Below are 13,126 nucleotides of genomic sequence, written 5' to 3'. Positions count from 1 at the left end.
GGGGACGGAACTATGTATTTGGTTACTGCGGAGCAGATGCGGGAGCTGGACCGCGAGACCATCGGGCGGCTGGGCATTCCGGCGGTTGCGCTGATGGAGAATGCCGGACGGGCAATCGCTGAAGAGATCGTCCGCTTTTGCCGTGAGCGGGGGCGTGTGTTCGCGGGAGGTGGCGCGGGCTTTGGGCATCCGGCGGGAGGTTTCCGGGCTGGTAATGGCCCGGGTGGAGTCAATCCGGCGGCTGGCCGGTATGTGAGAGGCGCGGATAGGGCTGGAGATGCTCTGGGGGCTGAAAGCCTGATCGGTTCGGGTGGATCTGGAAGTGTTCAGGAGGCTGAAAGCCTGACTGGCGCGGGTGGAGCTGGAGGTGTTCAGGAGGCTGGGCATCCGGCGGGTGCGGGTGGAGCCGGGAACGGGCGCACCGTGTTCCCCGGTGCGCTGTTCGCGGTCAGCGGCGATGCCGCGCTGACCTTAGAGCATGCCGATGCCGAGCACTGGCTCGTGCTGGTCGGCAAAGGCAACAACGGCGGCGACGGCCTAGCCGCCGCCAGGCATCTGCGTGAGGCGGGCATCGCCGTCACGCTGGTGTACGCGGCCGCGCCGGAGTCGCTGGCCGGTGAAGCTGCGCTGCAGCGGGACGCCGCTGCAGCAATGGGCCTGCCCGCCGTAGTCTACGGGCGGGACCGGGTGGACTTTGCCGCATGCAGTGGCATCGTGGATGCACTGCTCGGCACCGGCAGCGCGGGGGCCCCGCGCGGTGCCTATGCGGAGCTGATTGCCGCCGCGAACGGCAGCGGCAAACCCATTGTGTCCGCAGACATCCCGAGCGGGCTGGATGCGGACACGGGCTGGACGCATGAGCCTTGCGTTCATGCGGCGGTGACGGTGAGCCTCGCGTTTCTCAAACGCGGGCTGGTGCAGTACCCCGGCGCGGGCTGCGCCGGGCGTGTGGTGGTCCGCTCCATCGGCATCCCGGCTGCCTTGGCGCGGGAGAACGGCGTGGCGGCGAGCCTGCTGACGCCGGAAGTGCTGCGGACACGTCTGGGAGTTGACGTGTCGCGCCGCCGTTCGCCCGAGGGCCACAAGGGCACCTACGGGCATGTCCTGCTGGCGGCGGGAACCCTGAGCATGAGCGGCGCGGGCCTGCTCGCTTCCCGCGCCGCGCTGCGCGCCGGCTGCGGACTCGTCACCTGGGCGCTGCCGGATAAGCTGCTGCCCTATGTCATCGGCGCAGCCCCGGAGCTGATGCTGGCGGCAGTCGGGGAAGAGAGCGGCACATGGAGCGGCGCCACTGCCGCAGAAGTGCTGCGGCTGAGTGCCAGCCGGGACGTTGCCGCCATCGGTCCCGGCCTTGGCCGGTTCGAGGGCGATCAGGAATGGCTGCGTACACTGTGGGAAGGCATCGAAGCACCGCTTGTGATTGATGCCGATGCCCTGAATATTCTGGCAGACAGCGGCTACAGCGCGTGGGCCGACCGCCGCCATCCGGTGATTCTGACACCTCACCCGGGAGAAATGTCCCGCCTGGCGGGAATGTCTACAGCCGAGGTGCAGCGGGACCGGATCGGTCTTGCGCTGGATTATGCCTGCAAGCACGGAGTGACCCTTGTGCTGAAGGGAGCGCATACCGTGATTGCAACGCCGGAAGGCGAGGCTTATGTGAACATCACGGGCCATCCGGGCATGGGCACCGGCGGTGCGGGCGATGTGCTGACCGGGGTCATTGCCGGGCTGCTCGCGCAGGGGCTGAATGCCACGCAGGCAGCGGCTTTTGGCGTATACCTGCACGGTTTGGCAGGAGAACGCGCCGCCCGCTTGCGGCATGATCCGGCGGCTGTGATCGCCGGGGATATCATTGAGGCGCTCTGAGATCAGCTCAGAACAGCACCAGACAGAGCAGCGGGACGAACAAAGCGAACACGGGAAGCAGAAGCGGCTGGCGTTCGCCGGCTAACTGCGCAAGCCGGAAGAGGAGCAGTACACAGATCCCGGCAATGCCGCAGCTTAGGGTATCGCCCCCTTGCTCCGAGGCCAGCCACAAGCCTGCACCAAAGCCGGCCGCGGCGTACAGGACCAGGGCCGGGACAAGGGAAGAGGAACGGAATATGCGCAGGAGCGCATCTGCCGCCAGCGCCGCCGGTAAGCCGTAGGCATAAATGGCATAGGGCACGGAGGTCGGCCAGCCCTCGGGTACGCCATCCGTATGCGGGATTCCCAGCGTCAGCAGGGAGATCAGCATAAAGGTCAGCCCGGCGGCGGACAGCTTGGTTAATGCGTACATGCCTGCGTTTAGCCTGACGGACGGAAGATCGTACTCTTTGTGTTTGTTCATGGGTCTACATCCTTTCAGGGATTGTTAACCTGAATACAGGTTCCCGTGACATATGGGGATAAGCAAGGTATATTGGGCGGTGCTGCTTATGTACACCGGCCTTTCCGTATATTGTTATGCATCCGCCTAGAAAAGCGTGCGCAGCCAGTTGTCCATAAGCCGCCATATGACTCAAGGGCTAAGTTAGATGAAGGAGAGGGTATCCGGCATGCTGAATTTGAGCAAGCTGCAGGCTCTGGACTATTTAGACCGGGGAACCGAGGCGCAAAGAGAAGCAGGCCGCCTGCTGCGGGAGCTGCAGATTATGGAGCTGCTGGGGGAATACCGGCCGCTGCTGGTTGGAACAGTTCCCTTGGGGATTCAGGTGGAGGGCAGCGATCTGGATATCATATGCGAGGTCCATGATTCGGCGCGGTTCAGCGCAGAGGCCAGCGGATATTTCGGGCACAGGGAGGGCTTTTGCGCGGTGAACCGGACGGTAGCGGGACTCCCCCGCACCAAAATCAATTTTGTGGCGGGCGGCTGGCCGGTGGAACTGTTCGGCCAGCCTTTGACGACAGAAAAGCAGAACGGATATATACACCTTTTGGTGGAGGACCGGATACTGAATCTGCTGGGACCGGGCTTCCGCCAAGAGGTGATCTCGCTGAAGATTCAGGGAATGAAGACAGAGCCGGCTTTTGCCAAGCTGCTGGGACTTGCGGGCGATCCCTATGAAGCACTGTTGTTCTTGGCCGGGCTGTCCCCGGCAGAACTGGAAGCGCTCTGCACAAGAGCTTATCCATACATATGAAAATGATAGAAAAAGGAGAGAACCCATGAACTACAGGTCAATGACCGCCGATGATTACGAAGCTGCCTACCGGTTATGGGAGAATACAGCAGGCATGGGCCTCAGCTCGGCGGATTCCCGGGAAGAGATTGTCCGGTATCTGGAACGAAATCCCGGAATGAGCCAGATTTGTGAGAACGAGGACGGCACACTTGCCGGTACTGCAATGTGCGGACATGACGGGCGCAGAGGGTACATGTATCATGTTGCCGTCAGTGAAGCCGGCCGCGGCAAGGGAGTCGGACGGAAATTGGTATCCCTTTGTCTGGAAAAGCTGCGGGAGTCCGGGATTGTGAAGTGCCATTTGATGGTCATAGAGGACAATGGTCTTGGCCAAAGCTTCTGGGCAGGCATCGGCTGGCAGAAGCGGGATGGAATCGTCCTGTTCTCTCAGGATACCCGCTAATGCGCTGGAAGACGTACTAGGTACAGGGCATCGCATTCGGCTGTTTTCTTTAGCCCCTGCACTCAAAGTTTCAGGAATAAATGAATTTGGACGTGTTTACCCTACATGCCGGGTGACTGGGGTGGAATTTCCTAACTTAACTCCCCCCTCCACGCTCCGGCAACAGCAGTTCTGCCGTTGTTCCAGATGGAACGGTCCAGCCACGCTCCAGCAACGGCATTTCTGCCGTTGTTCCAGATGGAACGGTCCAGACACGCTCCAGCAACGGCATTTCTGCCGTTGTTCCAGATGGAACGGTCTAATCTCGCTCGAGCAACGGCATTTCTGCCGTTGTTCCAGATGGAACGGTCCAGACACGCTCCAGCAACGGCAATTCTGCCGTTGTTCCAGATGNAACGGTCCAGNCACGCTCCAGCAACGGCAATTCTGCCGTTGTTCCAGATGAAACGGTCCAGCCACGCTCCAGCAACGGCATTTCTGCCGTTGTTCCAGATGGAACGGTCTAATCTCGCTCGAGCAACGGCATTTCTGCCGTTGTTCCAGATGAAACGGTCCAGCCACGCTCCAGCAACGGCATTTCTGCCGTTATTCCAGATCGAACCGTCCAATCACGCTCCAGCAACGGCATTTCTGCCGTTATTCCAGATCGAACCGTCCAATCACGCTCCAACAACAGCATTTCTGCCGTTGTTCCAGATGGAGCCAGCTTACCTTACGGTTTTTCCTGTTTTTGGTTTATTTCGTAAGCGGTAGCGCTCGTACTAGGTAACAGTTGATGTCACGGTGTAGCTTTTATGCTGCTGCTGTATAATATACAGGAAGAATAGATTGTAGAATTTTGATAGCGGGTGATTTGAACAATGCGGTTTAAAGATGTATTCTCAATTATTGGCCCGGCTATGGTCGGGCCTTCCAGTTCGCATACAGCGGGCGCGGCGCGGATTGGCAGAGCGGCCCGGCAGGTGCTGGGCGAGCAGCCCCGTGAGGCCGAGGTGACCTTCTTTGGCTCCTTTGCCGCTACGTATCAAGGGCATGGCACGGACCGGGCGATTGCCGGGGGCCTGCTGGATTTCGCTACGGATGATCCCCGTCTGCCCGATTCTATACAGCTTGCAGCCGAAGCCGGGATGGAGATATCCTTCCGGCAGGGAACAGGCCTGTTCCCCCATCCCAATACGGTCCGCCTGCGGCTTGTCGGCGTGGAGACAGGAGCGGAGCTGACGCTTACCGGCACCTCCATCGGCGGCGGAAATATAGAAATCGTCGATATTGACGGCTTCGGGGTGAAGCTCACAGGGATGTATCCGACAGTGCTGATCCAGCACATGGACTATCTTGGCGTGCTTGCCAGTGTAACGGATGTAATGCGCAAGGGAGAGTTCAATATCGGACATATGTCGCTTGACCGCAAGAACCGCAGCGGTGCTGCACTGACGGTGCTGGAGCTGGACGAGTCGGCGACCCCGGAGCTGCTTCGGGACCTGATGGCCTTAGCGGCTGTGAAATCAGTAAAAATTGTGGATTTGAATGAGAATGGGCAAGAACAGAAAGGGAAGGAAAGTACAAAATGAATTTTCAAACGTTAAGCCAGCTAGCAGTATTATGTGAAGAACGGGGACTTACCATCGGTGCGCTTATGCTGGAGGAGCAGAGCGAAGAGTCCGGGCGGCCGAAGGAGCAGGAATTCGCTACGATGAGCCAGTATTATGGCGTTATGAAAGAGGCGGTACACCGCGGCATGACGGAGGATACCACCTCGCGCAGCGGTCTGACGGGCCTTGACGCCCAGCGGGTTGCTGCCTATAACACAGCGGATGAGCCTTGTCTTGGCGGGCCTGCCGGCCAGGCCATGGCATATGCTCTGGCTGTCTCGGAGGTCAACGCCTCCATGGGCCGCATTATCGCCACGCCGACAGCGGGCTCCTGCGGAATTATCCCCGGTGTCTTCCTAAGCTGTCAGGAACGTTTCGGCTGGGATGATGATTATATGGTATCCGGTCTGTTTGCTGCCGGCGCAATAGGTTATGTGATTGCCAATAATTCGTTTGTATCCGGGGCGGAGGGCGGCTGCCAGGCTGAGGTCGGCTCGGCTATCGGGATGGCGGCGGGGGCACTGACCGAGCTGCGCGGCGGAACACCGGCGCAGGCGGTTCATGCCGTGGGTCTTGCGCTGAAAAATACCCTTGGGCTGATCTGCGATCCTGTAGGCGGGCTTGTGGAAATTCCCTGCATCGTGCGCAACGGCTTCGGTGCGGTTACGGCACTCGCCGCCGCAGATATGGCGCTGGCCGGAGTGCGCAGTGTAATTCCATCCGATGAGGTGATCAAGGTTATGCTGGAGGTCGGCTCCGCCATGCCGGAGAAACACCGCGAGACGGCAGGAGGCGGCTTGGCCCAGACCCCTACCGGGCGGAAGATTATGAAGGAGCTGCGGAATACTAAATAGTCCGAGGCCCTCATGACTCTGTTGAACCGACGGAGCAGAGCATGTCTGCCTGATCAGAGCATATGGAACCTTTCGAGCTGCTCCCATTGCTCTTCCTGCCGCAGAATCTCAGGCTGTTTCGGTCCCAGGAGATCGAAATGCGGGAAAGGCTCGCGGTTATGAATATAGCGGGCCGGCAGCCCGTTCTGCTCGCACCAGCTTCTCAGCCGGGAGAGATCGCTGCAGCCGACTTTGGTTACTGTGGTTATCCCCGGAAAACGCGGGTCCAGCCAATAATGTGTCAGGAAAGCAATCTCCCCTGCGGAGACTGCCTGCTTCCAGCGGGTTAATTCTTCTCTGCTTATTCCGAAGGCCATTGCTGTACCATCCTTATCCGTAATTGTAGCTCTATTATAACTCATGAAAGGGGAGAACATCATGAACGGTCAAGTCAGAGCAGATATCCGCCCCGGACTTGAGGTGGATATTGTGCTGAAGCAGGATCAGGCTACAGGCAAACTCACACACGGCGTAGTTAAAGACATTCTGACCAACTCGCCCCGCCACCCGCACGGTATTAAGGTACGGCTGGCGGACGGCCAAGTCGGCCGGGTCAAGAATATTACATGAATTCCGCGAAGCGCTCCCAACCCAGGCCGCTGTTCATTTTGAACAGTGTATCTCTGAGGCGGGGAGCGCTTTTGTAGATATAGGGTCCCGAAATACATAAGTCCAAATCAGAGGAATAAGCCCCTCATCTTCGCATAGAATCCCCTATTGTCAGCTTAAGCCGTATGCTTGATCAATAATGCTCCGTTCCTTGGAGCTACCGGCCCATAAACTCCTCCACATACTGATCGGCCTTGGTCTGGTTGCACAGATTGCAGGCGCAGACGCAATTGTCCGGCGTGGTATGGCCGCCCTTGGCGCGCGGCAGCAGATGGTCGATGGTGTCGCCGTACAAGCCGCAAAAGTGGCAGGTGTAATTGTCTCTGGTCAGAATGTAGGCCCGGAAATCCTTGTTGCTGTAAATGCGGCGGATCGTCCGGCGGTTCACTACCAGGGCGGCATGCTCTTTGACGAGCGTCACTGCAAGCTCAAGATCAATTTCCTGATGCCAGCGGCGGCCCTTGTCGCTGTGGCCGCGCATCAGAATCATACCTTTGGCGGACGGAACCAGGGCCGAGACATCCTGGGGATCAGGCTTCGGCCCCCGGATCGGCGGAGTCTTCCGGCGGGGATCGGCTGCGCGCGGACGCGTCTTCCCCTTGCTCCCGGATGAGGTATGGGGCATCTTGGCTTCCTTGAGTGCCGGGAGCCCTTTTACCTGCAACTGCATCTGGGCATTCCCGGCCTCGCGCAGCTTGCGGCATTCCCGGCAGGCCCCCCGGCGCGACTGGCCCTTGGAACGCTTGCCCGTGCGTCTGCGGAATTCGGTGAGCGGTTTATATTGCTTGCAGTAAGCGCATTGTTTGGATAATAGCAGATTGGTATCGGTCATAAGCATATTTGGAAGGACGCATGCAGCACGCCAGTCCGTTCCCTTCTTTTTTTTGGTAACTTTAGTATAGCGCAAAGTGCAGGGGTTCACACAGTAGCCGGAATAAGCTGATGGTCTCCTAATTTGTGACATCTGTCTTTGGCAGGCAGGCGGGAATACCTGTAAGCTATACTTATGAGGCTTACGGATGCGGATTATGGGACGCTCTAAGCTATCTTTTTTGGGGAATGGGGGAGCAGGAATGGACAATCATAAGAAGAGGCCGGGGGCTGTCATTTGTTTGTATGTTCTACAGGCTTTTTTGGGGCTTGGAGCGATAGGGGGAGGGCTGATGCTGCTGTCTGATCCCAGCGGAGAAATGATGGGAATGCCCGCTTCTGTACTGGAAAGATCTCCTTTTGTGAATTTTGCAATCCCGGGCGTGCTGCTGCTGGTGATCTTTGGCGTGCTGCCCTTGCTGGTGCTGTATGGTCTGGTCAAGAAACCGCAGTGGACATGGGCGGCCGTACTAACTCCGTTCAAAACGCTGCACAGCGCGTGGTCCCTCTCCCTGTACATCGGCTTTGGGCAGATCATTTGGATCATGGTCCAGACCTATATGATGAACGCCGTTTCTTTGATCCATGTGTGCTACATGAGCCTTGGAATGCTGATACAGATTGTTACGCTGCTGCCTTCGGTGCAGAGATATTTTGTGCTGGACGGCCGCGCTTAAAGACGTTAGAATGGCAGTGAACAATAGAGGGCTTACATTTTTGGCCGGCGGGAGGGAACCGGATTGACAACGATTTATGATATTGCCAAAAAAACCGGCTACTCTCCAACCACGGTATCCAAAGCGTTCAATAACTACTCCGACGTTCGGGAGAAGACACGCCAGGAGATTCTGCGGACAGCTCAAGAGATGGGATATTTGCCTAATGCGCATGCCCGTACGTTGACCACCAAGAAATCCTGGACGATCGGTGTGCTGTTTGTCGAAGGCTCAGGAGTGGGCATCCGCCATCCCTTTTTCAGCTCAGTTATTGAGAGCTTCAAGCAGGTTGCTGTAGCCAAGGGTTACGCCCTGATGTTTATTTCGAAGGATGTCGGCGGCAAGCAAAGCGGATATTTGGAAAATTGCCGGATTCGCGGTGTGGACGGAGTCGTTGTGTTCTTGTCGGATTATGAGGACCCGTATTTCCGGGAACTGCTGGAGAGTGACATTCCCACAGTAATTCTGGACTATGCTACGGCAGAGTCGCATACGGTCTGCTCGGATAACGTGGGCGGAGCGCAGCAGGCAGTAGAATATCTGGCCTCGTTGGGACACCGGGGAATCGCTCATATTTCGGGGGGCGGGCATACCTTTCCGGGAAGCCAGCGGGAGCTGGGTTACAGAGCGGCAATGAAGCAGCGGGGGCTTGAGGTCAGGGAGGATTATATCGTCGAGGGCGTTTTTTATTCCCGTGAGGGAGGCTATAGCGCGATGGTGCAACTGCTTGAGCGGCCGGAGCGTCCAACCGCCGTATTCGCTGCGGGTGACCTGCTGGCACTGGGAGCGGTAATGGCCGCCAAAGACAAAGGGCTCTCTGTACCAGGCGATATTTCGGTGATGGGCTTTGACGACATTGAGCTTGCCGGGTACGTTACTCCGGCGTTGACAACGGTTCGGCAGGACACGGAGCTGCTTGGCACACGGGCGGCGGAGATTCTGCTGGCTTCAATTGACGGCAATCGGGAGAAAAAGGAGACGCTGACGCTTCCTGTGGAAGTGGTCGTGCGCGAATCCTGCGCGCCGCCGGGCGGGAATACATAAGTCCGCCTGGAGCGCAAATTTTTTTTGATAAAATCGAAACCGGTTTCGATTTTTAATTATGAGGAGGCTATCGCATGAGCAATTATTATTTTAACTCGGGCGCATTTGTGATGGAGCAGTTTCATGAGGGCAAGCCGTTCGCCAGCTTTCTGCCCGGACTTGCCGGAGTGAAGGGTATTCCGATGTGGACCTTTTATGTCAACCGGGGCCAGGGGATATGCAGCTTAGGGGTGCGCGACAAAAACTCGCCGATCATGGAGTTTGCACCGGCGAACATTTCTTACAAGAACGTGGCCTCGTCCGGTTTCCGCACCTTTATTAAGATCAAAGGATTACCGGACATCTATGAGCCGTTCCAGTCGGCACGGCCTGATTCCGCAGCGAAGCGGATGATGACGATCCTGCCAAACGGACTGACGATTGAGGAGTCTCATACGGGGATCGGGCTGAAGACAACCGTGCATTATTTCAATCTGCCGAATGACGACTATGCGGCATTGGTCCGGCGGGTGGAGCTGGAGAATATCAGCGGCGGGGAGCTTGAGCTTGAGCTGCTGGACGGTCTGCCGGAGATTCTGCCTTACGGCGTAGCGAACAGCGGGTACAAGGAGATGGGCAACCTGCTGCGGAGCTGGATGGAGGTCTACAATCTGGAGAACGGAATCCCGTTCTACAAGCTGCGCTCCAGCACGAATGACGATGCCCAGATTAGTGAAATCATGAACGGCCATTTCTATCTGTCCTTCACGTCAGAGGGGGAAAGGCTTTCGCCCATTGTGGATTTCGAGACGGTATTCGGTGGCAATACTTCGCTGGCCTACCCGGATTGTTTCGCTGAATTGGAGCTTACTGAGCTGCTTGCACAGCCGCAGTATCCGGTCAACAAGGTTCCCTGCGGCTTCAGTGGTACAGAACGGACGCTTGCACCCGGGAGCAAGGTGATCCTGAACACCATCATCGGGCATGTCAGCGATATCGGCAGAATCAACCAGAGGGCTGCGGAGTTATGCCAAGATGAATATATTACTGCCAAGGCGCAGGAGGCGGCGAAGCTGACGGAAGAGCTGACAGCAGATATTGCCACCCGGACCTCCTCGCCGCTGTTCGATGCCTACTGCCGGCAGTCTTATCTCGACAACCTCCTGCGCGGCGGATATCCCTTCATCTTCGACAACGGAGGAGACGGCTTTGTTGTGCATCTGTTCTCGCGCAAGCATGGCGACATGGAGCGCGACTACAACTTTTTCTCGCTGGCCCCGGAATACTATTCGCAGGGGAACGGAAATTTCCGTGATATGAACCAGAACCGGCGCAATGATGTGTTTTTCCATCCCCGGGTCGGAAGCTTCAATATCAAGATGTTCTATAGCCTGATTCAGGCGGACGGCTATAATCCGCTGAGTGTGCAGGGGACCAGCTTCGAGATCCGGCCGGACCGGACGCAGAGGCTTGCCGACTGGCTCGCAGAAGCTGTAGCAGATCATCAGGAGGAGCTGGGCAAGCTCTGTGCCGCCCGATTCACACCGGGAAGGCTGATTAATTATATCTCCGATCATAATGTCACCTTGCGGGTGAGCGAGCAGGAATTCCTTAGCGGTGTGCTGTCGCTGTCGCAACAGAATTTTGAAGCCGCTTTCGGCGAAGGCTTCTGGTCCGACCATTGGACCTATAACCTCGATCTGGTGGAGGGTTATCTGGATGTATACCCAGACCACAGGCAGGAGCTTCTGTTCGGAGATAAAGACTATGCGTTCTATGACAGTCCGGCCTACGTGCTGCCGCGCAGCGGGAAATACGTGCTCAGCGGCGGCAAGGTCCGGCAATACGGTGCGCTTCTGGAGGATGAGGAGAAGCTGCACCAGTTGAAGCGGAAGGCTTCGGAGACCTGCTGGCTCCGCACCGGAGGCGGACATGGGGAGGTTTACCGTACCAGCCTGTTCGTGAAGCTGTTATCCTTGGCCTTGAACAAATTCGCCACCCTGGACCCTTACGGCATGGGGGTGGAGATGGAAGGCAACAAGCCGGGCTGGAACGATGCCATGAACGGCCTGCCGGGATTATTCGGTTCAGGGATGAGCGAGACCTTTGAGCTGAAACGGATGATCGTCTTTATGCTGAAGGCACTGGAGAGTGAAGAGAGTAGCACCGGCGTTGTAGAGCTTCCGGAAGAAATGTTCCTGCTGCTTGAGCAGGTGCATTCCGTAGTAGCGGCTATGCTGGCAGGGGAAATAGCCCAGTTCGGATACTGGGATACCGTAGCTTCGGCGCGTGAAGCTTACCGGGAGAGCATCCGCTTTGGCATCACCGGAGAGCAACGTACAGTAACTTTTGCCTTTATTCGTGAGGCGCTTGGCAAATTCCTGATCAAAATTGACTCAGGCATCGAACGGGCGATAGAGATGGGCGGCGGTCTGGTTCCAACCTATTTCCGGTTTGAGGCGACGCGTTTTCAGGCGGTTACAGATGAGGCGGGCCAACCGGTGATCAGCGGCTACGGTCTGCCTAAGGCGGTAGTGGAGGAATTCGAAGCCTATGCCCTGCCATATTTCCTGGAGGGACCGACCCGCTGGCTGAAGACGCTGGACAGTCCGGTCATGGCCCGGCAAATCTATGCTCGGATCAAGCAAACAGAGCTGTACGATCCCGTCACCTCGATGTATCGCACATCGGTCTCACTGGAGCAGGAGTCGGGTGAAATCGGACGGATACGTGCATTCACGCCGGGCTGGCAGGAACGGGAGTCGAACTTCCTGCACATGTCCTACAAATATTTGCTGGAGCTGCTGAAAGCCGGACTATATGATGAGTTCTACAGTGAGATGAAGACTTCACTCATTCCTTTCCTTGATCCGGCGGTATACGGACGCAGCACCCTGGAGAATTCCTCTTTCATCTCCACCGGCGGCAATCCTGATCCGGGGACACATGGCAGAGGGTTCGTAGCCAGATTGAGCGGCTCCACCGCGGAGTTCCTGAGCATGTGGCGGACGATGATGGCCGGAAGCCGCCTCTTCTCGGTAGTAGGCGGAGAACTTACATTGTCGCTTGCTCCGGCGCTGCCGGGCTGGCTGTTTGATGAAGCTGGCGAGCTGTCTTTTACCTTATTGGGAAACACGGAGGTAACATACTACAATCCGCAGCGGAAGGATACCTTTGGCGAAGGGAAGGCCGTTATCCGGCAAATGACCCTTGTCTACTCTGATGGAACTACCACGTCTGTTGCAAGTGCTCTAGTGCAGGGAAAAGCTGCGGAAGCCTTGCGGCAAGGAGAGATTACAGCAATCCGGGCGATAATGGCGTAAGGTTAGGGTATGGGGAGGAGAAATACTTGAGCTGAAGATAGCATCACACAATGGGCCAATCATTATTGCGTGGAGCCATCCTTTGCAATCTATGTACTTTGCAAGAGATGGCTAAACGCATTCTGCTGTAATTTACAATGCTGGCGAAGAGGCAGTGAACGTCGCATATTATAAAGGTATTTTCATCATATCTGCATGTGAAAATGGAAGTAACACCTCGTATCCCCCTGCATTCGCAAACGTTATTGGAGTGCAATGCGATTACTCTTTACGGGGAGAAGCATATTACGTTCGTAAGCCCAATAATAATGGTATAGACTTTTCTGCCAGTGCCTTACATGAACTCAATGGATCGACACCTAGATGCAACAGTTATGTTGAATCAACTTAATCTATTGAGTACGATATATATACTTGACCACCAACCCACTGTATATAAACATACAGATTGGGTTGATCATCCTGATTTGCTGGTTATCGGAGAGGTTCCTTTAACCCAGTTAGAGTGCGACTTGTTGATTGCACACACA

12 protein-coding genes are annotated in these 13,126 nt (G+C 56.7%); 9 read left to right on the top strand and 3 right to left on the bottom strand.

The annotated features are described in order from the left end of the window. Positions 1 to 12: 12 nt before the first annotated feature. A complete protein-coding gene (locus tag B212_RS0124945; protein WP_019913934.1) occupies positions 13 to 1,869 on the top strand; it encodes a bifunctional ADP-dependent NAD(P)H-hydrate dehydratase/NAD(P)H-hydrate epimerase in 1,857 nt (618 codons plus the stop codon). A 7-nt stretch (positions 1,870 to 1,876) separates the two neighbouring features. Here B212_RS0124945 and B212_RS33440 read toward each other — a convergent pair whose 3' ends face one another. Next, a complete protein-coding gene (locus B212_RS33440) occupies positions 1,877 to 2,332 on the bottom strand; it encodes a hypothetical protein (RefSeq protein WP_019913933.1) in 456 nt (151 codons plus the stop codon). A 208-nt stretch (positions 2,333 to 2,540) separates the two neighbouring features. Here B212_RS33440 and B212_RS0124935 point away from each other — a divergent pair, with 208 nt between their 5' ends. The 4 genes from B212_RS0124935 (at position 2,541) to sdaAA (ending at position 6,016) form a co-directional block, all read left to right on the top strand. Beyond that, the gene (locus tag B212_RS0124935; protein ID WP_019913932.1) at positions 2,541 to 3,125 is read left to right on the top strand and encodes a DUF4269 domain-containing protein; all 585 of its coding nucleotides are present in this window, start codon (positions 2,541 to 2,543) and stop codon (positions 3,123 to 3,125) included. A 25-nt stretch (positions 3,126 to 3,150) separates the two neighbouring features. Next, positions 3,151 to 3,570, top strand: coding sequence for a GNAT family N-acetyltransferase (locus tag B212_RS0124930; RefSeq protein WP_019913931.1), 420 nt, complete (start codon positions 3,151 to 3,153; stop codon positions 3,568 to 3,570). Between the two features lie 860 nt (positions 3,571 to 4,430). Continuing rightward, the gene (sdaAB, locus tag B212_RS0124920; RefSeq protein ID WP_019913929.1) at positions 4,431 to 5,141 is read left to right on the top strand and encodes an L-serine ammonia-lyase, iron-sulfur-dependent subunit beta; all 711 of its coding nucleotides are present in this window, start codon (positions 4,431 to 4,433) and stop codon (positions 5,139 to 5,141) included. Continuing rightward, positions 5,138 to 6,016 (top strand): L-serine ammonia-lyase, iron-sulfur-dependent, subunit alpha, encoded by an 879-nt coding sequence (gene sdaAA / locus B212_RS0124915; RefSeq protein WP_019913928.1) that lies wholly within the window; start codon positions 5,138 to 5,140, stop codon positions 6,014 to 6,016. The genes sdaAB and sdaAA overlap by 4 nt, the downstream gene beginning before the upstream one ends. A 53-nt stretch (positions 6,017 to 6,069) precedes the next feature. Here sdaAA and B212_RS0124910 read toward each other — a convergent pair whose 3' ends face one another. Beyond that, on the bottom strand, positions 6,070 to 6,372 hold the full coding sequence (locus B212_RS0124910) for a hypothetical protein (RefSeq protein WP_019913927.1): 303 nt from the start codon (positions 6,370 to 6,372) through the stop codon (positions 6,070 to 6,072). Positions 6,373 to 6,433: 61 nt separating this feature from the next. On the opposite strand from B212_RS0124910, the gene B212_RS0124905 reads away from it, so the two are divergent. Further along, a complete protein-coding gene (locus B212_RS0124905) occupies positions 6,434 to 6,625 on the top strand; it encodes a YwbE family protein (RefSeq protein ID WP_019913926.1) in 192 nt (63 codons plus the stop codon). A 196-nt stretch (positions 6,626 to 6,821) separates the two neighbouring features. Here the strand turns inward: B212_RS0124905 and B212_RS0124900 are convergent, their stop codons facing one another. After that, positions 6,822 to 7,502 carry an HNH endonuclease gene (locus tag B212_RS0124900; protein WP_036670071.1) on the bottom strand — a complete coding sequence of 227 codons (681 nt, stop codon included), beginning with the start codon at positions 7,500 to 7,502 and terminating at the stop codon, positions 6,822 to 6,824. Positions 7,503 to 7,737: 235 nt separating this feature from the next. Between B212_RS0124900 and B212_RS0124895 the strand changes: the two genes are divergently transcribed. The 3 genes from B212_RS0124895 to B212_RS0124885 all read left to right on the top strand — a co-directional run bounded on the left by B212_RS0124895 (position 7,738) and on the right by B212_RS0124885 (position 12,596). After that, positions 7,738 to 8,211 (top strand): hypothetical protein, encoded by a 474-nt coding sequence (locus B212_RS0124895; protein WP_028531034.1) that lies wholly within the window; start codon positions 7,738 to 7,740, stop codon positions 8,209 to 8,211. 63 nt (positions 8,212 to 8,274) lie between these two features. After that, positions 8,275 to 9,294 carry a LacI family DNA-binding transcriptional regulator gene (locus tag B212_RS0124890; RefSeq protein ID WP_019913923.1) on the top strand — a complete coding sequence of 340 codons (1,020 nt, stop codon included), beginning with the start codon at positions 8,275 to 8,277 and terminating at the stop codon, positions 9,292 to 9,294. 74 nt (positions 9,295 to 9,368) lie between these two features. Beyond that, positions 9,369 to 12,596: a hypothetical protein gene (locus B212_RS0124885; protein ID WP_019913922.1), complete on the top strand. Its 3,228-nt coding sequence runs from the start codon at positions 9,369 to 9,371 to the stop codon at positions 12,594 to 12,596. Positions 12,597 to 13,126: the final 530 nt, after the last annotated feature.

The sequence above is a fragment of the Paenibacillus sp. HW567 genome (assembly GCF_000374185.1).
Lineage (GTDB): Bacteria > Bacillota > Bacilli > Paenibacillales > Paenibacillaceae > Paenibacillus_AQ.
The sequence above is the reverse complement of the archived record's forward strand: the minus strand, read 5'-3'. Positions and strand labels throughout refer to the sequence as shown.